Source organism: Marinobacter sp. (assembly GCF_052094685.1).
In the GTDB taxonomy this organism is placed as follows: Bacteria; Pseudomonadota; Gammaproteobacteria; order Pseudomonadales; family Oleiphilaceae; genus Marinobacter.
Window position 1 is genome coordinate 1 of sequence record NZ_JBQDKB010000065.1, and the last position, 21,226, is coordinate 21,226.

20 protein-coding genes, 1 tRNA gene and 1 pseudogene are annotated in these 21,226 nt (G+C 51.6%); 9 read left to right on the forward strand and 13 right to left on the reverse strand.

Features of this window, described 5'->3' with window-relative positions; all coding sequences use genetic code 11:
• The coding region (locus ACTH3S_RS12920) for a penicillin acylase family protein (RefSeq protein ID WP_441809438.1) at positions 1-347 on the reverse strand (347 nt) is incomplete at its 3' end.
• Between the two features lie 82 nt (positions 348-429).
• Positions 430-1,536, reverse strand: coding sequence for a CaiB/BaiF CoA transferase family protein (locus ACTH3S_RS12925; RefSeq protein WP_441809423.1), 1,107 nt, complete (start codon positions 1,534-1,536; stop codon positions 430-432).
• 175 nt (positions 1,537-1,711) lie between these two features.
• On the opposite strand from ACTH3S_RS12925, the gene ACTH3S_RS12930 reads away from it, so the two are divergent.
• Positions 1,712-2,737, forward strand: coding sequence for an AraC family transcriptional regulator (locus tag ACTH3S_RS12930; protein ID WP_441809424.1), 1,026 nt, complete (start codon positions 1,712-1,714; stop codon positions 2,735-2,737).
• On the opposite strand, the gene ACTH3S_RS12935 is transcribed toward ACTH3S_RS12930, so the two are convergent.
• Together ACTH3S_RS12935 and rmuC are read right to left on the reverse strand one after the other, a co-directional pair.
• The gene (locus ACTH3S_RS12935) at positions 2,734-3,612 is read right to left on the reverse strand and encodes a hypothetical protein (RefSeq protein ID WP_441809425.1); all 879 of its coding nucleotides are present in this window, start codon (positions 3,610-3,612) and stop codon (positions 2,734-2,736) included. The genes ACTH3S_RS12930 and ACTH3S_RS12935 overlap by 4 nt on opposite strands.
• Positions 3,613-3,617: 5 nt before the next feature.
• Positions 3,618-4,943, reverse strand: coding sequence for a DNA recombination protein RmuC (rmuC, locus tag ACTH3S_RS12940; RefSeq protein WP_441809439.1), 1,326 nt, complete (start codon positions 4,941-4,943; stop codon positions 3,618-3,620).
• Positions 4,944-5,317: 374 nt separating this feature from the next.
• Between rmuC and ACTH3S_RS12945 the strand changes: the two genes are divergently transcribed.
• The 4 genes from ACTH3S_RS12945 to ACTH3S_RS12960 all read left to right on the forward strand — a co-directional run bounded on the left by ACTH3S_RS12945 (position 5,318) and on the right by ACTH3S_RS12960 (position 9,096).
• Positions 5,318-5,704, forward strand: a complete 387-nt coding sequence (locus ACTH3S_RS12945) for a hypothetical protein (RefSeq protein ID WP_441809426.1) — start codon at positions 5,318-5,320, stop codon at positions 5,702-5,704.
• Between the two features lie 128 nt (positions 5,705-5,832).
• Positions 5,833-6,633, forward strand: a complete 801-nt coding sequence (locus ACTH3S_RS12950; RefSeq protein ID WP_441809427.1) for an ATP-dependent zinc protease family protein — start codon at positions 5,833-5,835, stop codon at positions 6,631-6,633.
• The gene (locus ACTH3S_RS12955; protein WP_441809428.1) at positions 6,630-8,147 is read left to right on the forward strand and encodes an inactive transglutaminase family protein; all 1,518 of its coding nucleotides are present in this window, start codon (positions 6,630-6,632) and stop codon (positions 8,145-8,147) included. The genes ACTH3S_RS12950 and ACTH3S_RS12955 overlap by 4 nt, the downstream gene beginning before the upstream one ends.
• 1 nt (position 8,148) lies before the next feature.
• A complete protein-coding gene (locus tag ACTH3S_RS12960) occupies positions 8,149-9,096 on the forward strand; it encodes an alpha-L-glutamate ligase-like protein (RefSeq protein WP_441809429.1) in 948 nt (315 codons plus the stop codon).
• Positions 9,097-9,197: 101 nt separating this feature from the next.
• Here the strand turns inward: ACTH3S_RS12960 and ACTH3S_RS12965 are convergent, their stop codons facing one another.
• Entirely contained in the window at positions 9,198-10,790 is a 1,593-nt protein-coding gene (locus tag ACTH3S_RS12965; protein WP_441809430.1) for a BCCT family transporter, read from the reverse strand.
• A 272-nt stretch (positions 10,791-11,062) separates the two neighbouring features.
• On the opposite strand from ACTH3S_RS12965, the gene ACTH3S_RS12970 reads away from it, so the two are divergent.
• Complete coding sequence (locus tag ACTH3S_RS12970) at positions 11,063-12,706, forward strand: FMN-binding glutamate synthase family protein (protein ID WP_441809431.1); 1,644 nt, start codon at positions 11,063-11,065, stop codon at positions 12,704-12,706.
• 149 nt (positions 12,707-12,855) lie between these two features.
• Positions 12,856-12,932 (forward strand) — tRNA-Pro (locus tag ACTH3S_RS12975).
• 81 nt (positions 12,933-13,013) lie between these two features.
• Here ACTH3S_RS12975 and ACTH3S_RS12980 read toward each other — a convergent pair.
• Complete coding sequence (locus ACTH3S_RS12980; protein ID WP_441809440.1) at positions 13,014-13,553, reverse strand: methyl-accepting chemotaxis protein; 540 nt, start codon at positions 13,551-13,553, stop codon at positions 13,014-13,016.
• A 6-nt stretch (positions 13,554-13,559) separates the two neighbouring features.
• Positions 13,560-14,330, reverse strand: a pseudogene (locus ACTH3S_RS12985) (PAS domain S-box protein); the annotation flags it as partial.
• A 157-nt stretch (positions 14,331-14,487) separates the two neighbouring features.
• On the opposite strand from ACTH3S_RS12985, the gene ACTH3S_RS12990 reads away from it, so the two are divergent.
• Both ACTH3S_RS12990 and ACTH3S_RS12995 read left to right on the forward strand, forming a co-directional pair.
• Complete coding sequence (locus ACTH3S_RS12990) at positions 14,488-15,921, forward strand: aldehyde dehydrogenase family protein (RefSeq protein WP_441809432.1); 1,434 nt, start codon at positions 14,488-14,490, stop codon at positions 15,919-15,921.
• Positions 15,922-16,041: 120 nt separating this feature from the next.
• Complete coding sequence (locus ACTH3S_RS12995; protein ID WP_441809433.1) at positions 16,042-16,344, forward strand: DUF6172 family protein; 303 nt, start codon at positions 16,042-16,044, stop codon at positions 16,342-16,344.
• An 87-nt stretch (positions 16,345-16,431) separates the two neighbouring features.
• Here ACTH3S_RS12995 and ACTH3S_RS13000 read toward each other — a convergent pair whose 3' ends face one another.
• The 6 genes from ACTH3S_RS13000 to rpmI all read right to left on the reverse strand — a co-directional run.
• Entirely contained in the window at positions 16,432-16,797 is a 366-nt protein-coding gene (locus ACTH3S_RS13000) for a MerR family transcriptional regulator (protein ID WP_441809434.1), read from the reverse strand.
• The gene (gene ihfA, locus ACTH3S_RS13005) at positions 16,778-17,080 is read right to left on the reverse strand and encodes an integration host factor subunit alpha (protein ID WP_096783164.1); all 303 of its coding nucleotides are present in this window, start codon (positions 17,078-17,080) and stop codon (positions 16,778-16,780) included. Before ihfA ends, ACTH3S_RS13000 begins: the two co-directional genes overlap by 20 nt.
• A 3-nt stretch (positions 17,081-17,083) precedes the next feature.
• Positions 17,084-19,456, reverse strand: coding sequence for a phenylalanine--tRNA ligase subunit beta (gene pheT / locus ACTH3S_RS13010; RefSeq protein ID WP_441809435.1), 2,373 nt, complete (start codon positions 19,454-19,456; stop codon positions 17,084-17,086).
• Between the two features lie 59 nt (positions 19,457-19,515).
• Positions 19,516-20,514: a phenylalanine--tRNA ligase subunit alpha gene (pheS, locus tag ACTH3S_RS13015; protein ID WP_441809436.1), complete on the reverse strand. Its 999-nt coding sequence runs from the start codon at positions 20,512-20,514 to the stop codon at positions 19,516-19,518.
• Between the two features lie 159 nt (positions 20,515-20,673).
• Positions 20,674-21,027: a 50S ribosomal protein L20 gene (gene rplT / locus ACTH3S_RS13020; protein ID WP_441809437.1), complete on the reverse strand. Its 354-nt coding sequence runs from the start codon at positions 21,025-21,027 to the stop codon at positions 20,674-20,676.
• Between the two features lie 48 nt (positions 21,028-21,075).
• Positions 21,076-21,226: 50S ribosomal protein L35 (rpmI, locus tag ACTH3S_RS13025; protein ID WP_441809441.1), on the reverse strand; the 151-nt coding region annotated here is incomplete at its 5' end.

A 21,226-nucleotide genomic window follows, 5' to 3' on the forward strand; every position in this document is an offset into this window, starting at 1 on the left:
CGCTCACTCCGCGCCTTAACCACCGCCTCAGCCAAAAGACAAACATTATCCTGCGCCTGCGCATAACCATGCCCAAACGCCGCCGATTTCAGGTTGTCAGCTTTAATATGAGGCACACCCCCGTCTGTTCTCCTTATAGTTGCTTCAAGCTTGCCATCCGCCGGAAACAAGTTGGTGTTGAGTTCCGGCTTAGACGATCCAGATGATGAGCTGCCATCAAAACAACCGGTAAGCATGGTGCCGCCTAACAGCACCAACGCTGCGCCGCGCGCTGCTCGCGCGGTTCGATGATTCCAGGTTTGCATAGTGTCACCCTTATAATTGTTAATTACGGGATTCGCCGTCATCGGCGACACTATTAAACCTAGCAGAAGCGCTAGAAAACTGAACTCCTATTCACGCTATTTCGGAACAAATCATACTTTCAGATTACTTCCCACCTAGCGGCTGTCCAATACAAGTAGTAGAAGCGGGCGTCTTCTCAAACTTTATCGGAAACCCAATCTGCCTCTGCAGCGTGCCATCTCCCCGATCGACTCCGATCACCATATCCCTAGCTTTTAGCTGTGGATGTTCCGCAGCTTCAGAAATAGTCAGCACCGGTTCCACACAAGCATCCATATCAGCAAAAATAGCCTGCCACTGCTCCAGCGTTTTCTGTAGAATTTTTTCACTGAGCGCAGCTTTGAATTTCACCTGGTGTTCAGGGTTCTGACTGAGGGCAAAGCTCTTCATCTCGGCCAGCTCAAGAATGTCGCACAGCCTTGCGGAGAACTGTGGCTCCAAGCTGCCTACAGAAAGCCAACGGCCATCCTGAGTCTGGTAGTAATCGTAGAAAGAACCACCGTTAAGCATCGCACCTTCCGGCTTCTGTTCCTGCCCGCCAGCAATGGAGGCAGCACCGGCCATGCCGTTGAGCGCGAAAGCGGCGTCGGTCATGCTGATATCCACAAACTGCCCTTCTCCGGTTTGCTGGCGATGGACTACTGCGGCGAGTATGCCCATTACCGCATGGTGAGAGCCGCCCGCTACGTCGGCAATTTGAATGCCCATAGGTGGTGGGCCACTTTCTTCGCGGCCACAATGGCTACTCACGCCGGCAATGGAGAGATAATTAATGTCGTGCCCTGCCCGGTCTTTGTAAGGCCCGGTCTGGCCGTACCCTGTGATAGCACAGTATATGAGCTTGGGGTTAATCGCTTTTAGGGTCTCATAGCCAATACCGAGACGATCCATCACACCGGGGCGGAACTGTTCGATCACAATGTCGTAATCCTTGACCAGCTCCAGAATCTTTTCCTTACTGCCTTCTTTTTTCAGGTTCAACGCAAGAGACTGTTTGCCCCGGTTAAGGAATGCGTGGGAAGTGCTCACACCCGCATCGTGGGGTGGCATCACACGGGTAAGGTCTACCCGGTCTGGGGCCTCTACTCTCAATACTTCCGCGCCCATGTCTGCCAAAAGCATGGTGGCGTATGGCCCGGGCAGCAGTGTGCTGAAATCTAGAATTCGCATTGAGGTCAAAGGACCTGCCATGGGGTTCTCCTTGTGCGTAGTGTGTAATTCTGGCTTGCCCCATGCTGCACGGTTTTGCCATTGGGGCCAACTGCCTGTTACGCCATAACAATTAGCCGATTCTTACAGCTGCTCTGGTTGCAATGTGGCTTGGGGGTTTTATGATAGGTCTCGTTTTAACGAAATGGCGAGTTAGATGTCTGACCTGACAGTTTCCCGGCACTTTGTACACGCGGCTCTGACCGGTGCTGAACGCCTGGGGCTTGATACCGAAGAGATGCTCCGGGATGCGGGGATTTCCACCGATTTGTTGCGCATTGAAATGGCGCGGGTAAGCAGTGACCAGTTCAGTTTGCTGCTACAAATTGTTTGGAATCGTTTAAATGATGAGCTCATGGGCCTTGGCCCCAGACGCGCCCGGGCAGGCACGTTCGCCACTATGTGCGCTCTGGTAATTGACTGCCCTACCTTGGAGGCCGTGTACCGCCGGGCGTATCAGTTCTCTCGCTTGTTCGAGCCTATGGTGACCATGAAGCTCGAAACGGATAACCAGCAGGTGCGATTGGTTACGCACATTGAAGGCGACATCCACGACCCCCATTATTTTATGCGTGAAAGTCTCTTGGTTCTCTGGCACCGCCTTGGCTGCTGGCTGGTCGGGCAGCCGGTGGAGCTGGACAAAGCTGAGTTCGACTACTCCAGACCAGCCCATGGCGACGAGTATCGTCATATTTTTCATTGCCCTCTGGAATTTGAGTCTGATTGCACAGCGCTGACGTTTGATAAGCGTTTTTTGTCAGCACCGGTAATCAGAGACAAGTCGGAAGTGGTTCAGTTTCTGAAAACTTCACCAGCGGATCTGTTATCCCGACCAGATGAGAGCAATACATTTACCGGTAAAATTCGCGCACTCATTGGTCGAGATTTCGCACAACCCCTGCCCGATTTTGAATGGATTGCGGCTGAACTCCACACCAGCCCGCAAACCCTGCGCCGCAGGCTGAAACAGGAAAATACATCGTTCCAAGAAATCAAAGATCTTCTACGCAGGGATATGGCGATTTACTACTTGGGCAGGCAGGAACTTTCTATTAATGACATAGCAGAAAAAGTCGGGTTCACAGAACCCTCTACCTTCCACCGTGCGTTCAAGAAGTGGACAGGGGTTACCCCGGGCGCCTATCGGGAAGGCGAACGGGGTAATACCGAAGCGGAGCGTTAGGAACCTGAAGGGGCCTGCAGGTTGCGGATTAGTTTACCCAGAGTCTGTGCTATCTCCTCTGTTTGGCTTCGATTGGGCGAAAGCTGGAACAGGCGAGAGCCGTCTCGTGGGTCGTATACCCAACAGGCAGCAACAGCCTGCTCACATCCCCACTCTACTTGGGGGTTTACACCAAAAACCGGAATCTGCGTGGTCTTACGAGTAACACCACCTGAGTCGTTACGCCGGATCTCTTGGGTGGAAATAGCATCATTGCCAATGCTCAGTCGGTACTCAATATCCGCTGGCCGATCCAGGCGTACAACAGTCTGATCCTGCCGCCACCCTGCAATACCTAGCAGGCTATTGAGGTGTAGAACAAGCGCCTCGCGATCAGAATCCGCCAGATACAGCTTGCGCAACGAGGCAACTCGCTTATCTCCTGCGGGCTCAATCACGGCGATTCTGGCTTCATCGCCAATCTGTGGCGCCTTAGCATTCTCTTTTCTTGCTCGCTCAATCTCGGTGATCAGCTTCAGAGCGTTCTGATAATGATCGCCTTCCGTACCAGCCTTGGTCACATAAGCTTCAAGCGCCGATTGGGCTTCATTGAAATGAGAAGACTGAAGCATCACTCTGCCACGGTAATAGTGGTAATCGGCTGGTTTTTTCGCGTCCAGGTTCTGCAAGCGAGTTAGATACTCACTGGCTTCGCCCCAGTTTTCAGCTGTTACGGCCTCTTCGGTCGCCAACATCAGACGGCGGCTCTCGTGCTCCGGTGCCAGTGCGGCTGCTTGCCCTGCCATAAGCGCCGACGCGACAACTGCTCCTTGAACCAGTTGGCGGCCTTTTAATGTCCAGGCCGGTAAACGGCTATCCCCAAAACATACTGCCATGGCACTTACTCCTGCTCGTTATCTGCACCAATTGCCTGTTTTTCCGAATCCGGCTCGTTGCGATGTGTTTCCTGATCAAAATCCACCTCCGCCTGATCCGTAACGGCTTTCGGCAATTCCTTTTTTACCCGCACGCCAAGCTCAACAAAGCGGTTAGCTTGGGAAACAAGATTCCCCCGCCCCCTAGTCAGCGTACTCATGGCTGAATCGTAGGTAACCTGTGCGGTATGGAGTTGCCCGCCAAGACGCTCCATGGCTTCCACAAACACCCTAAGTTTGTCATAAACTGCGCCTGCGCGCTCTGCTATCAAGCGCGCATTTTGGCTCTGGCGCTCATACCGCCAGATATTCTCAATCGTTCGTAGAGTCGCCAGCAGTGTTGTGGGTGTTACTACAATAATCTTTCGTTCAAAGGCTTCTGCGAAAAGGTTCTCGTCCTGCTGAAAAGCCGCTACAAATGCCGGTTCTATAGGCATGAAAAGGAAAACAAAATCTGGCGAGTGCAGGCCACTTAACTGGCTATAGTCTTTCTCGCTGAGCGTACGAATGTGGTTCCGAACCGCTTCCACATGATCTTTAAGCGCTTCTTCCCGCACGCTGTCATCTTCTTCCGTCACCCACTTTTGGTAAGCCAACAGGGAGACCTTGGAGTCGATCACCAGGTTTCGACTATCCGGAAGATTCACGACCACATCCGGCCTCAGAAGTTGGTTTTCGCTGTCCCTGTAGCTGCCCTGGGTCTCATACTCAATGCCCTTGCGTAGCCCGGATTTTTCCAAAACCCGCTCAAGTATCAGCTCGCCCCAGTTGCCCTGTATCTTTTTATCGCCTTTCAGAGCCCGGGTAAGGTTGGAGGCCTCTTCGGTAATCTGACGGTTAAGGTCCTGAAGAGATTTTATCTCGCTGCGAAGGGCCTGCCGATCCCGGGTTTCAGTGGTGTATACGTCCTCAACTCGCTTGCGGAAATCCTGCAACTGATCACGGAAGGGGTTGAGCAAGGAATCAAGACTTGTGCGGGTTTGCTGGGAAAAATGCTCACTTTTCTGCTCAAAAATCCGGTTGGCGAGATTTTCAAACTCCTGTTTGAGGGCATCCCGATTGTGCTCCAGCAGTGCAAGTTTCTCAGCACCAGAGCGCCGTTCCTCTTTCAGTATAACTTGCTGCTCTCGCTGCACCGCACGGGCTTCGCTCAACTCAGCCATAAGTTCGTCAATCTTCGCTTGCTGGCTTTGGCGCTCGCTTACCAACTCCTCAATCCGCCGGCCTTGAGCTACCACATCAGATTGTAAACCTGCAGCCCGGCTTTCCGCCCTAGCCTTCGCCAAAAACATGACAACAATAACCGTGGTTGCAAACAGCAGAGCAACCAACGCCGCCACTAATCCCGGCCGGGATACTATAAATTCACTGACGGCTTCTGGCACAACCAATACTCCTTTGGGTTTTCAATACTTATCCAGATTAACGTGAGCTTACGCACGCATTACATTCTATCGGAACACAACCACCATTTCTTCGGCCCCAAAGGCCAGAGACGCACGCACGGCCCGCATCACGACTGCTTGGCAATTTGGCAATGTGCCTGAACCCGACTCTGGACGCGCACCGTAATATCTATTAAAAGGTATATGTCGCTCGCGATTAATAGCATTACGCTTTTTTAACGGCTTTCGGGTCGACGCAGAGCCAAAACGGACAAATAACCATGCTAAAAGAACTCTGGCGAAAGCTCGGCACAGATTTTCTACAGACTGACTGCTCCGACCATGCGTGCAGAGAAGGCATGCCTAACTTTTATGGCTCCGCCGGGTTTCGGATTCTCCCTCATATTACCCACACGGGTGAGTTTCATCTTGATCGCCTGACAGCCTTACTCAAGAGTCGGTATGGCCGGAACCCTGAAGCGGCACAAATCAACAATGACGATACCGTACGGGATCTGATCGTTTTTGCCGCACGGATTCAAGATCAGGATATCCAGAGGGAATTACTGCTGCTATACCTAAACTGCTCCCCAGTGGTTCAAGAGTACCTATGCTCAGACGAAATTCTTGGAACAAGCCACTTTTTATCCAAAAATAACGCCCCTTAACCAACTGTAAAGCAAATACACAGGTTGGTTGTTGTATACTTCCGCCCCAGATATTCTCCGTCATACATTTTTAGACCGTCACATCTACTTTATCCAAATGTGACCGGCAACCGGCTCAGGGGTTTTTCATGCGTTCTAAACGGTTTCGAGCTGGTCTATCGACATTATCCGTTGTGGTTATTGCAGGCACTGTTCTGCTGACGGGTTGCTCGGCAGACAGATATTTCATGGTGCCCAAATCTGATCTGGGCGAGCTGAACACCTCGGTGCAAAGCCAACGCGCCACATTGGTGACCATGGAAAACAACGCTACTATCCGGCAAAACCAGTATTTGAAACATAACGAAACCGCCACGCAGAAGGTGCTGGAGGCCATCGCAACTCAGGTTGAGAAACCCTCCTGTCCGCCCATGCCTACTCAGAAAGCTTGCCCTGCTACCGATAATGAAAAAGGTAGGGCCGACCGACTTAAAGGAAAGGTCGTTGTGGGCGAGATTGAGAATTTCTATCTTGCAGGGCCAGGGCTGGTCTATAAAGCCCGAATTGATAGCGGTGCAGAAACCTCCTCCATCGACGCGCGCAACATTACACGCTTCGAGCGCGATGGCAGTAGCTGGGTGCGTTTTGACGTCCCCGTACCTAACACTGAAGACTTCATGACTCTTGAGAAAGAAATTTCACGGCGCGTGAAAGTCATCCAATCCAGTACTGACGAGGCAGAACGGCGCATGGTTGTTGAGCTTCAGTTCACCATTGGCAACCACCAACAAGTGGCAGAGTTTACCTTGGCGGACCGGAGCAACCTGACCTACCAAGCGCTTATAGGCCGCAACGTACTAAGGGATGTCATGCTCGTTGATGTTGGCAAGGAATACGCCACCGAATTGCCAGATTCCATTCGTATCGATACCAACGGGAAACCAAAGTGAATAGTCCCTCCCGCCTACCGTTTTATATTGCCGTTTTTCTGTTAATTGCTGCAGGTATTTCACTCGCCACGTGGCGACACGTGGAGCTAGGAATCCCATGGTTGACCGGTGAACAGCGCCCAGTCTGGATGGTGGAAGCCCGTGTTGATTTTGACGGTAGCAATGACCCTGTAGTCGCTAGCCTGAATGTTCCCGAACGGCCACCTGGGTTTCAGATTCTGACAGAGCAAGCTGCATCGCCAGGCTTTGGTTTCACCATCATCAATAGCGCCGGTAGCCGCCGGGCTGAATGGACAAAGCGCGAAGCTGCTGGCCCGCAAACCTTGTATTTTAAGGCGCAGTTCATACCTGATCCAGCGGCGGAACCTACGCCGCCAGCACAGAAACCCCAAACTCAAAGACTGTTCTGGGAAGAGCCTCAGGCCACCGCGGTGCGAGAGATCCTGGCACAGGCCGAAGCACGCTCCAGCACGCCAGAAAGCATGACCCGGGAACTCATCCGTCTGATGCAACCGGATACTCGAGTGCAGAACACCACTTTGCTGGTTTCCGAAGATAACTACTTGCCATTGCTCGTTAACATGCTTAACCACTCCGGGATTCCGGCAAGAACGGCCGACGGCCTAAAGTTGGAAGATGCACGCCGGCGCCAGCAACTGACGCCTTTTTTGCAGATATACAACGGCGATCAATGGCTGACGCTCAACCCTAAAACCGCCGCCCAAGGTGTTCCCGAAAATGTACTGCTATGGCGCCAAGGCTCGGAGTCTATGCTCGACGTTGTTGGCGGCGGCAATTCTCAGGTCAGCTTCTCGATGCTTCGGCAAACCATACCCGCGCTTCAGCTTTCGGCCATGCAGGCCGATGGTAATGGCCTGGGCTTTCTGAGTTTCTATGAACTCCCGATTGAAGAGCAGAGCATGTTTCGCATGCTGCTGTTGCTGCCACTTGGGGCACTTGTGGTTGCGTTTATGCGCATTGTGATTGGCATTCGCACGTCCGGCACCTTCATGCCGGTGTTGATTGCGGTTGCCTTTGTGCAAACCACGCTGATACCTGGGCTTGTGGCGTTTTTATCGGTGGTTTCCATTGGCTTGTTAATGCGTGGGTACCTCTCCAGCTTGAACCTGCTGCTGGTATCCCGAATATCCGCACTAATCATTCTGGTGATATTTATCACCGCTGGCCTGAGTATCTTCGGTTACCAGATGGGCTTTAATACGGGGATGACCGTCACCTTCTTCCCCATGGTCATCATCGCCTGGACCATTGAGCGCATGTCCATTCTATGGGAAGAAGAAAGTGGCCAAGAAGTTCTGATTCAGGGTTCCGGCAGCCTGTTCGTTGCCATCTGTGCCTATTTGCTGATGAGCGCACCTTTGGCTGGCCATCTAACGTTCAATTTCCCCGAGCTGCACTTTGCCGTTCTGGGACTGATTCTTTTGATGGGCCAATACACCGGCTATAAGCTCACAGAGCTTAAACGCTTCACGCCAATGAAGGCCTACGACTGATATGGACTGGATCTCTCCACGCTCACTGAAGCGTCTGGGCATGCTGAACATGAACCGGCGCAATGTGGACTACATAGCGCGCTACAACGAGCGCTCGTCCTACCCTCTGGTAGACAACAAGCTCAAAACGAAGCTGGCTGTTGCCGAGTATGGTGTAAAAACGCCAAAGCTTCTGCAGGTTGTAAAGCAGCAGCATGAAATCTCCCGGTTCCGGGAAATGGCTGCAGACCTAGCTGGCTTTGCCATCAAACCTGCGAAGGGCTCGGGTGGTAAAGGCATTACTGTGATCACCGGCCGGGATGGCGATCATTTTGTGAAAGCATCCGGCGCCCGTGTAGGGGCACCTGTATTGGAGCGGCACCTGACCAACATTCTGGCCGGGCTCTATTCCCTTGCAGGTACACCAGATGTGGCCATCGTTGAAAATTTGGTCGAATCCGCCCCCTCATTGGCCCGCTATTCCCACCAAGGCGTACCCGACATACGCATAGTCGTGTTCCAGGGGTACCCAGTGATGGCCATGCTGAGGCTTGCTACGGCAGCATCTGATGGCAAAGCTAACCTACACCAGGGCGCGGTGGGTGTGGGCTTGGATATTGGCACCGGCAAGAGCCTGAACGCTGTGCAGTTCAACCGACCTATCACGCTTCATCCTGACACCGGCTTGGCTCTGGGAAACATCCATATTGACGCTTGGGGTGAGATGCTGGAAATGGCTTCACGCTGTTATGAAGCAACGGGGCTAGGCTACATGGGTGTTGATCTAGTGGTGGACGCCAGCGAAGGCCCCTTACTGCTTGAGCTTAATGCCAGGCCTGGCTTGGCGATCCAGATGGCGAATGGCCGTGGGCTGCTACCTAGATTAGGCGCCGTTGAAGGCCTGAAACGCCCGCACTTCACACCCACAGAGCGGGCTAACTACGCCATGGAAACCTTCGCCAAGCTTTAAGGCGAGAGACTAAAAACCCCCTTTAAGTTTTCTGTCTTACTAAATTATAGGCATAAAAAAACCGGAGCCAAAAAGCTCCGGTTTTTTTATGCTTCACTGCTTTAAGTCATCTCGCCCCTGGCGATCAGCAGCTTCCGCTCATGGGTCAGGCCTTTCAGCAAGCCCCAAGTCATAACCAGCAGTATTACCGTAAATGGTAAGCCTGCACTCACTGCAGTCGCCTGGATAGCACCCAGAGCATCGGTGCCGCCACCAAATATCAACGCAGCCGCAATAGCCCCCTCCATAACAACCCAGAACACACGTTGTGCGGTGGGCGCATCGGTTTTACCACCCGCAGTTATGCTGTCGATAACCAGCGAACCAGAATCTGAAGAGGTTATAAAAAACACCAATACCAGCACAATACCAATAAACGAAAGGATCTCAGTCATTGGAAGGTTTGCAAACATTTGGAAGGTCGCCAGAGAAACCTCAGTGATGCCATCTTCCGCAAGCGCTCCAATACCCTGGTCAATCTGCTCAAGTGCCGCGCCACCAAAGGAACTCATCCATACCGCAGTAATCACAGTCGGAATAATAAGAACCGCCAGTATGAATTCACGAACTGTTCTGCCCTTGGAAACTCGCGCAATAAACATGCCCACAAACGGCGACCAGGAAATCCACCATGCCCAATAGAACACAGTCCAGCCACGCATCCAGGCTTCATCTTCACGGCCAAACGGATTACTGAATGCCACAACGTTGGTTACATAGCTGGTACTCGTTACCCATAGGTTTTCCAGTATGCTCATGGTGGGGCCGGCAAAAATAACGAAGAACAACAGAATGCCTGCCAGCGACATGTTGATGTTGCTCAGCACTTTAACGCCGCCGTCGAGGCCTCGTAGCACTGAGAGAAGCGCAACAGCTGTTACACCAACAATGATAGCCATCTGAACGTTGATGCCTGAGCCCATGCCAAATAGATAGTCAAGGCCTGAAGCTGCTTGCTGCGCGCCAAACCCGAGCGAAGTCGCCAGGCCAAAAATCGTGGCCACAACCGCCAAGCTGTCAATGATATGACCAGGCCAGCCCCACACTTTGTCTTTCAGCAGCGGGAAGAACGCCGAGCGAATGGTCAGCGGCATGTTCTTGTTGTACGCAAAGAAGGCCAGAGAAAGCGCAACAATCGAATACACAGCCCACGGATGAAGGCCCCAGTGGTACATGGTGCCACCCATGGCAAGATTACGCGCTTCTGGCGTGTTCGCCTCTGCGCCAAAAGGTGTGCCGAACCAGCCCGTGTAATAAGCCACCGGTTCTGCCACAGCCCAGAACATCAGGCCAATACCCATGCCGGCTGCGAAAAGCATCGCAAACCAGGAGATGGTAGAAAACTCGGGCTTCGCATCCATGCCACCCAAGCGGATCTTACCCACCGGCATAAAAATTAACGCAATACACACGATGACAAAAACATTGGCACTTAACAGAAAGAACCAATCAAAAGTTTCGATAATGTCGTTCTTGGCGCCGTCCAACAAGTCTTTAGCTACTGTCGGAAACATCAACGTTCCAATAACAAACACCACCACCAATATTGCCGTAATCGGAAAAACCGGTGCGTGCAGATCCAGCCCGAATGGTCTGATATTATCCTGGCCAGCTACGTAATCCGTTTGATACTCGTCTTTAATTACGTCGCCCACGTGTTGGCGCCTCCTAATTTTGAATTTAGTACCGAAATCCCCCTAGCAACTGAGGGTTAGAACGTTACAAGCGCGCCATAATAATGTTTTGAGCTCAAAACATCAAAAACGTGAAAATCTGACACTTCCGCGCTGAAACTAGATCAAAGTCGAAACTGCAAATACCGAAAGTATAATCAATCGGATAGCAGTTAGGCGCCGTATCGATATACTGGGCGCCAACAAAATGATGCAAACCACTCACCATATCCACGAAGTAAAGTGAGAGATCCATGGAAAAAACAACCACTTTCCCGATGCGCTACTCAGCCTTCATCATAAGCATCACCGGCTTCATTACCTCACTGGCGCTCAGCCTGCACTATGAAGCATGGTATCTAATCCCCGGTATATTCGGCGCCCTAGTCATTCTTGGCACCTACGATGTGCTGCAAACCAAACATACGATCAGCCGAAACTACCCCATCATGGTGCACTTCCGCTATCTGTTTGAATCCATAGGGCCAGAGATTCGACAGTACTTTATTCAGTCTGATAACGACGAGCAGCCATTTTCCAGGGATCAGCGCACCATCATCTACCAGCGCGCCAAAAACGTACTGGACAAGCGCCCCTTCGGCTCACAATTGAAGATGTACGAAGAGGGATTTGAGTGGATCAATCACTCCCTGAAACCGTCTACAATTCCAGACAGCAACTTTCGTGTTCATATAGGCCCCCGCTGCGCCAAGCCATACAGTGCAAGCGTCTTCAACATCTCGGCCATGAGCTTTGGCTCACTTTCTGCAAACGCCATTCTAAGCCTGAACACAGGCGCAAAAATGGGCGACTTCTATCACGACACAGGTGAAGGCTCTATCTCCCGCTATCACAAACAGCCCGGTGGCGACCTGGTGTGGGAAATAGGCTCAGGCTATTTCGGCTGCCGGAACGAAGACGGCTCGTTTAGTCCTGAAAAGTTTGAGAAGAACGCGACGCTCGACCAAGTAAAAATGATAGAGGTCAAACTATCTCAGGGTGCAAAACCAGGTCATGGGGGCATTCTCCCAGGCGCCAAGGTAACACCGGAAATTTCGGAAGCCCGGGGTGTATCCGTAGGCGAAGATTGCGTTTCACCGGCCCAACATTCTGCCTTTTCAACACCAATAGAGATGCTCGAGTTTCTGGATCAGCTCCGCGACTTGTCTGGAGGCAAGCCGGTAGGTTTTAAGCTGGCCATCGGCCACCCCTGGGAATGGTTTGCCATCGTGAAAGCAATGCTTAAAACCGGTCGCAAGCCAGATTTTATCGTTATAGATGGCGGTGAAGGCGGCACTGGGGCCGCACCTCTGGAGTTTATTAATCGCATTGGCACCCCCATGACAGAAGCGCTCCTTCTGGTGCACAACACGCTGGTGGGCACCAACCTCAGGGAAGACATCTCTATTGGCGCCGCGGGGAAAATCACCTCAGCCTTCAATATCGCTCGCACGCTGGCCCTGGGCGCCGACTGGTGCAACGCGGCTCGTGGTTACATGTTTTCACTGGGCTGCATTCAAGCCCTGAGCTGCCATACAGGTCGCTGCCCCAGCGGTGTTGCGACGCAAGATTCCAGAAGAAGCAGCAAACTGGATGTAGAGGATAAAAGCAAAAGGGTATACAACTTCCACAAAAACACTCTTGAGGCCCTGCAGAACCTGCTGGAGGCATCAGGCCTACGCCATCCTGGCGAACTGGGGCCCGAGCACATCGTCCGTAGGGTATCGAAAACAGAGGTACACTCGTACATTGATTTGTTCCCCTTCCTGGCTCCCGGCGCCCTGCTTGAGGGCAAAACTGGCCTAGCTGTGTTCGACAAATACTGGGCAGAATCCCAGCCGGAGACGTTTGACCCGCCGGCGTTCGTACAACAACTCAGAGAAACCAAGCTTCGGTAAACAATATAGGGGCGAACCCCACAATGCCTGTTTATTTTTACATTGGGCTAGTGTAGACTTCGCTCCCGCTAAGCCACTGAGATTCCTCTTTAAGTCTCACTGGCACATGCCATCAAAGCCCAGCTTTGAAAAGGTAGGAATTAGCAAATCGGGGCGTAGCGCAGCTTGGTAGCGCACTTGCATGGGGTGCAAGGGGTCGTAGGTTCAAATCCTACCGTCCCGACCAAATTACGCAAAAAGGCAGGCACTTAACGGTGACCTGCCTTTTTTTTGTTTTTTTGGCGACCTATCCTAAATTCGACGAATGCTACAGACTGCCTTTGAACTGACTTACCGCGTCGACAACCTGTCGAGCGCCATCCTGGATTTCATTCATTACTTGCCCAGCTTCGCTTGAAAATGCGAGTGCTTTGTTAGCCTTCGTCAGGCTTTCTTCAATTAACGAAACAGCTTCTTCAGTTAGCTTTTTGTTTTCGGACACAACATCTACAATTTGCGCTGTCGCTGAGCTGGTTCGGGAAGCAAGTTGCCGAACTTCGTCCGCAACGACAGCAAATCCCCTTCCCTGCTCGCCGGCCCTAGCCGCTTCGATTGCGGCGTTGAGCGCAAGTAGATTAGTTTGATCCGCTATACCACGTATGCTTTCTACCAGCGCGAACACCTTGGCTGACTGGGCGTCCAAGGCGAAGATACCCTTGCTGGCGTTGTCCATTTCTTGGGACAGCTCATTCATAGTTTGAACAGTCGATTCAATGACACGAATTCCCTTTGCAGCGTTTACATCGGTCTTTTTAGAAATGTCGTGGGCAATCTCCGCAGTCTGCAACACTTCTAATTCTCGATTCATTTGCCTCGTAATGACCGTTGCAAATTTAACCACCTTATAAAGATCACCGTCGTCGTCATGCACTGGATTATAGCTGGCCTCTAACCAAACAACGTTTCCCTTGCTATCTAAACGTTTAAACCTGTCGGACACATACTCCCCAGATGCCAAGGTTTCCCAAAAAACCACGTAAGCTTGAGAGCTCGCCTCTTCTGGATCACAAAAAATCCGATGATGCTTGCCAATTACCTGGCTTTTTTTGTAATTCACACTTTTAAGAAAGTTGTCATTCGCGTGCAATATCGTGCCATCCAAACTGAACTCAATAATGGCCAACGACCGATCCAGGGCAGCCATTAGGTCTTCATGTTCCCGGGTCGTTGATATCGTTTTGGTAAGCTCTATAGAATAAACCGCTAACTCGGCAGGCTCATTACCGAATCGACTCTTAGGCTGTACAATCGATCGATACCATACATCAGCACCGCTTTTAGTCTCGAATTGCAACGCTCCATGCCAGTGACTTCCCGTTCGGATCGCCTCAAACATTTGTTTGCAATAATCTCTATTGAGAGATTTATTCACAACAAACGCTTTAAAATTTGCATGAATGATTTCACTGGATGAATAACCTGAAGACTGCAAAAATTGCTCGTTAGCTTCGAGAAATTCTCCGTGATGATCCAGTGAAAAATAGATCATCTCTGCCCGAAGATCACTTTGTATTTCTTGAAAAACCGCCAACTCAGCTTCCAAGCCATTGATTTTCGATTGCAATTTTTTACTACTAAACAGCATATTCTGATCCTGAGTATTTTAGAGCGAAGCTGAAGTGGCAGCCGCAAAACGACTGCATTAGTTATTTAGCGGCCCCGGAGGGCAAAACTCGAGGGCTTAGACTCAAAAATCAAGCAATCTGTTACTATGGCCCAAATTCCCAACAAAGAGCTGAGCCATGATGGATTCAACCAAGTTTTACATTAATGGGAAATGGGTCACACCTGCGGGAACCCAGCACCTAGAGGTTATCAACCCCTCTGATGAGAAGGGCTTTCCCCAAATCACATTGGGCTCCCAAGCCGATACAGATAACGCTGTTAGTGCTGCAAAGATGGCTTTCCCGGCTTGGTCGGCCTCTACCAAAGAACAACGTATTGAACTTCTGGAACGCCTGTTCGAAACATATAAGGCGCGGGCAGACGAGATGGCACAAACCATCAGCCAGGAAATGGGGGCACCCATTGATCTTGCGAAAACCGCACAGGTTGGCGCTGGCGCGGCTCATCTGAAAAACACCATCCGTGCGCTAAAATCTTTCGACTTTGAGCACCCGCTTGGCGATCACGCTCCAGATAACATCATTGTGCACGAGCCCGTAGGTGTCTGTGCGCTGATAACACCTTGGAACTGGCCAATGAACCAGGTGATGCTGAAGGTCGCTCCTGCACTGGCTGCCGGCTGCACAGTGGTGCTCAAGCCATCAGAAATCTCGCCTCTGTCTGCCATGCTTTTGGCAGAAATGATTGATAGCACAGGTTTCCCGGAAGGCGTATTCAACCTTGTTAACGGCGATGGTGCGGGCGTTGGCTCGCAACTCTCCGAGCACCCAGATGTTGATCTGGTCAGTTTTACCGGCTCAACCCGTGCCGGCAAAGCCATCACAATTGCAGCGGCTGACACCATGAAGCGGGTCGGTCTAGAGTTAGGTGGCAAAGGTGCCAATATCATCTTTGCAGATGCTGATGAGAAAGCTGTGACTCGCGGTGTACGCCACTGTTTTGCCAATTCAGGCCAGTCTTGCAACGCCCCCACTCGCATGCTGGTGGAGAAATCTGTATACCAACAGGCAGTTGAAACCGCAACAGCGATTGCCAATAAAACCGACGTGGGCCTGGCCAGTACCGAGGGCCGGCACATCGGGCCCGTGGTCTCTGAGCAACAGTTCCTCAAGGTTCAGGGGCTGATCAAGCAGGGTATAGAAGGGGGCGCCACTCTGGTGGCCGGCGGTGAAGGTCGCCCAGAAGGTTTTGAAAAAGGCTATTTCGTAAAGCCAACCGTTTTCGCGGATGTCACGCCCGAGATGACCATCTGGAGCGAAGAAATTTTTGGCCCGGTTCTAGCCATCACGCCTTTTGAAACTGAAGAGGAGGCTGTAGAGCTGGCTAACGACACTCTCTATGGGCTTACCAACTACATCCAGACCTCTGACAAAACAAGAGCCCACAGGCTCGCCAAGCAGGTCAGATCAGGCATGGTGGAAGTCAACGGCAAGTCTGGATCAGCCGGCTTCCCATTTGGCGGTATGAAACAGTCAGGCAATGGCAGCCGTGAAGGCGGCGTCTGGGGCTTGGAAGAGTTTCTGGAAGTTAAATCCGTCACTGACTGGTAAGCTGCCTAGCTTATTACTCGCAATACCCGAAAGCCGGAGGCGCCAGTGTGCTTGCCTCCGGCCCCGGTACCATTAAACATTCTCCCGTACACAGTTGCAGCCCATCCTAGTAGGATCCCAATGAAAAAGACCTATAAGTTAGACCACCCGAAAATCAAAGTGCCTCGCGTCGTCGACTCGGTAAAGCACGACATCAGAAAATTCCTGAAAAAAGAACGTAAAAAACCCCTACCTTCCGGCGCAATATATTGGGGCTTCGATTGCAAATTTGGCCAATCGGAAGAAGCAGCGGCTGAGGTGCACCTGTCATCGCTCATGAAATATATTGATGAGCTTGTTGCAAACAACATTATGACGCTTTATGTGGAAATTACACCGAAAGCAATTGCGGCCGATGACGCCCCTCCTGCAAGGGAGAGCTAGTTATCAATGATGAGAGTAGGTTAATTCAGACACAAAAAAGCCGAAGTGATGGGAAATCACTTCGGCTTTTTTGCTTGAAGAGACGGTCTATTTTGCTGGCGCGTTAAGTACGTCCAGAACCTCTTCCAATTCACTGATCATCTGCCGAATAAGCTGCTTGTACTGAGTGGTGTCATCTTTAACCTCATGGCTGCTAAGCTTCTGCTTGGCGCCACCAATGGTATAACCCTGCTCGTACAGCAAACTGCGTATCTGGCGAATGGTAATCACATCTGCCCGCTGATAATAGCGGCGATTACCCCGGCGTTTTACCGGTGACAGCTGCGGAAACTCCTGTTCCCAATAGCGCAGAACGTGAGCCTTCACTGCGCACAGCTCGGCAACCTCACCTATTGTGAAATAGCGTTTCCCGGGTATAGCGGGGAGTTCGTTGTTATGACTCGGTTCCAACATACGCTTCTACTTTTTGCTTCAGTTTCTGTCCCGGGCGAAACGTAACAACACGTCGTGCGCTTATCGGAATCTCTTCGCCAGTTTTTGGGTTTCGCCCCGGACGCTGCTTTTTATCACGCAGATCAAAGTTACCGAAACCCGACAATTTTACTTGCTCGTTGTGGCTGAGTGCGCCTCTGATCTCATCGAAGAAAGCTTCAACCATTTCCTTGGCTTCGCGTTTGTTCAGGCCCAATTCCTCATACAAGCGCTCTGCCATTTCCGCTTTCGTCAAAGCCGCCATTTCTCAACTCCTTAGTGTTGCCCTCAGCTCATCCTTCAGTGCGTCGATTACACCGTTGAAGAGCGAATGCACTTCATCTTCATTCAACGTACGTTCAGGATGCTGCCAGAACAGACTAAGCGCCAGGCTTCGGTTACCCTCGCCTAAGCTCTCTCCTTCATAAACATCAAACGCACGCAACGCTGTCAGGCGCTCACCGGCATATTTTCGGGTTACACTTTCCACGTCGGCAAACGCGACATCACCACCGATAACAATTGCCAAATCCCGACGAACTTCCGGGAATTTCGAAATTTCTTTGAAATTAGGCACATATCCGGTAACGATCGAATTTAAGGATAGCTCAAACATAAGGATCGTGCCATTAAGTTCAAGATTTTTCTGCACTTGCGGATGCAAGGTGCCCAACCAGCCTACATGCTCGCCATCCCGAACCAGCTCAGCTGTCTGCCCCGGATGTAATGCCGGGTGCCTGCTGCCGACAAATCTAATTTCAATGCCCAACAAACTAAAGAGCCCTTCTAGCTCTCCTTTTACATCAAAGAAGTCCGCAGTTCTACGACCGTTCACCCAATTTTCAGGATACTGAGAACCAACAACTACACCTGCCAGCATGGGCTGCTGATCAATACGCTGGTCTTCCTGCAGAAAGCGCAAGCCTGTTTCAAAGAGGCGAATGCGCGGTTGCTGCCGATTCTGGTTGTGGGCAACCGTTTTCAGTAGGCCGCTCCAGAGAGTCGTCCGCATAACCGACAGGTCTGACGAGATCGGGTTTGCCAGGGCAATTCCTTTACGCTCTGGATCTATTTGCGCCTGGACCTTCGGATCAACAAAACTGTAAGTGATTGCTTCCTGGTAGCCATGAGACACAAAATAATTTTGTATGGCCGCCAACGGGCGCGTCGCTTCGTCGTTTACTCTGAGACCCAAGGAACCTATCGGCTCAGTAACCGGCAAGTTGTTGTAACCATAGATGCGGCCCACTTCTTCAATGAGGTCTTCCTCGATCGAAATATCGGGGCGGAAGCTGGGAGCAATGATGCGCCAACCGTCTTTTAGCAGCTTATCAACACGCAAGCCCAGCCGAAGAAGAATCTCTTCAACCGTGGTGCGATCAATGCTTAGGCCCAACACATCCGCAAGACGCTTTGAGCGCAGATCAATTGAGCGTACTTCTGGCAAATGCTTTGCACTGGCAACTTCAACAATTTCGCCGGGCTCGCCGCCTACAATGTCCATCAGCAGCCTTGTTGCACGCTCCATGGCGTCGCGTGCCAGCTCATGATCCACTCCACGCTCGAAGCGATGGGAGGCATCTGTGTGCAGGCCGTAATGGCGAGCCTTGCCTGCGAGAGAGATTGGCTCAAAATAGGCAGACTCAAGCACAAGATCACGGGTGTTGGCGCTTACACCTGAGTGTTCACCGCCCATAATGCCCGCAATGGCGATGGGCTTTTCATGATCGGCAATCACCAGGGTCTTTTCAGTTAACTCAACTTCTTGGCCATCCAGTAGCACCAGCTTCTCTGCGGGCTTTGCCATGCGCACCACAATACCGGTATTGATCTCTTCTCGATCAAAGGCATGCATAGGCTGGCCCTGCTCCAACATTACGTAGTTGGTTACATCCACCGCGGCATCAATCGACCGAACGCCAGAACGACGAAGTTTTTCCTGCATCCACAGAGGCGCCTCAGCCTGCAAATTTACATTGCGAAGTATGCGGCCCAGGTAACGCGGACAACCCTCGGGCGCATCCACCCGAATATCCGGTACTTCTGAGTGTACGGCTTCCACGGGATTAATCTGGGGAGCATTCGGAACCAAACTATTCAAAACACCCACTTCCCGAGCGATACCTTTAACGGACAAACAATCGCTTCGGTTGGGGGTCAGGTCTACATCGATGGCAACATCATTCAGCTTAAGGTAATCCGTCAGCGCAGCACCGACCGGAGCCTCAGCAGGCAATTCCATCAGGCCTTCGTGGCTGTCGGACAACCCCAGCTCAGATTCCGAGCACAGCATGCCTTCAGAAGGTTGGCCACGCAGCTTGGCTTTGCGGATTTTGAAATCTCCCGGTAGCACAGCGCCAACCACAGCAAAAGGTACTTTCAGCCCTTCACGAACGTTGGGTGCGCCGCAGACAACCTGAACGATCTGGCGGCCATCATTAACCTGACATACCCGCAGTTTGTCAGCATCCGGGTGGGGCTCAACCGATTGAACCTCCCCAACCACTACGCCTTGAAACTTGCCAGCTACGGGTTCGAAGCCATCAACTTCCAAGCCGGCCATCGTAATTTGATCCATCAATTGCTGAGAATTAATGTTTGGGTTAACCCACTCGCGCAGCCACTGCTCACTGAATTTCATGGTTATTGCCTTGTCCTGATGCGGTTTCGACTATTGATTCAAATGCCGTAAAAGTCGTATTAACGGAACTGACGAAGAAAGCGCAGGTCGTTCTCAAAGAACATGCGCAGATCATTTACGCCATAGCGGAGCATAGCCAAGCGCTCGGCACCCATGCCAAATGCAAAGCCCCGATACTCCTCGGCATCAATACCGCAGTATCCAAACACTTTCGGATGCACCATGCCGCACCCCATAATTTCTAGCCACTTTATGCTGCCATCGGCTTCACGACCCCACTCGATATCCACCTCTGCGGAGGGCTCGGTAAACGGGAAGTAAGATGGGCGGAAACGCACCTGAAGATCGCGCTCGAAAAACACCCTCAGAAACTCTTCCACGGTGCTTTTCAGATCTGCAAAACTGACATTCTTCTCGACTAACAACCCCTCAACCTGATGAAACATAGGCGTGTGAGTCATATCGGAATCACACCGATACACGCGGCCTGGACAGATCATACGGAACGGAGGCTTGGCCGCTTCCATGGTGCGAATCTGAACCGGCGAAGTGTGGGTGCGCAGCAATGTGCCAGGGTTGAAATAGAACGTATCGTGCATAGCACGGGCGGGATGGTGGCCGGGGATATTGAGCGCTTCGAAGTTGTGATAGTCGTCCTCAATCTCTGGCCCCTGCTCTACGGTATAGCCGGCACGGGAAAAGAACTCTTCAATACGCTGAAGTGTACGGGTAACTGGGTGTAACCCACCAAGATCCTGACCACGACCAGGCAGACTTACATCAATAGATTCGCTGGCAAGCTTTTGCTCAATAGCGATACGCTCAAGATCGGTGCGCTTGGCATTAATTGCCTGCTCAACCTGTCCTTTTGCCTCATTAATCTTCTGGCCGGCTGCTGGGCGTTCCTCTGCAGAGAGTTTGCCCAGGGTTTTTGCTTGCTGGGTAATAGCGCCTTTCTTACCAAGGTACTCCACACGAATTTGATCAAGCGCCTGCAAGCTGTCGGCGTTTTCGACCGCCGTTAAACCGTCCTGAACCAGTTGCTCCAGGTTTTCCATTGACCCTGCTCCAAACCAGAAGTGAGGATTTCAAAAGATGAAATCTTTAAACAAAAATAGGGGAAGAGCGTGCCCTTCCCCTATTAAACGGTGCCGATTGTGCTGACTAATCAGCACGGGGCACCGAATCGATTCGTAATCGATGAAAGAGCTAAGCGATCAAAGAGATGCTTTTGCTGTCTCAACAACAGCGGCAAATGCCTGCTGCTCGTTCATGGCCAGGTCGGCCAGAACCTTACGATCGATTTCAACGTTTGCCTTTTTCAGACCAGCGATCAAACGGCTGTATGATAGGCCGTTAACCCGAGCGCCTGCGTTGATACGGGCAATCCACAGTGCGCGGAATGAACGCTTACGGTTACGACGGTCGCGATACGCATACTGACCGGCTTTGATAACCGCTTGTTTAGCAACGCGGAATACACGGCTACGAGCTCCGTAGTAACCCTTGGCCTGCTTTAAAACCTTCTTGTGACGACGACGTGCAACCACGCCACGCTTAACACGAGCCATACTATAATCCTTCTACCTTTAAACCGTTGTATATGCAGTGTGCGCTAATTACGCGAGCATACGTTTTACGGATGCCACATCAGACTTGGCAACCAATGAAGTACCACGCAGCTGACGCTTACGCTTAGGGGTCTTCTTGGTCAAGATGTGACTGGTGAAGGCTGACTTGTGCTTGAAGCCGGTAGCCGTTTTTTTGAAC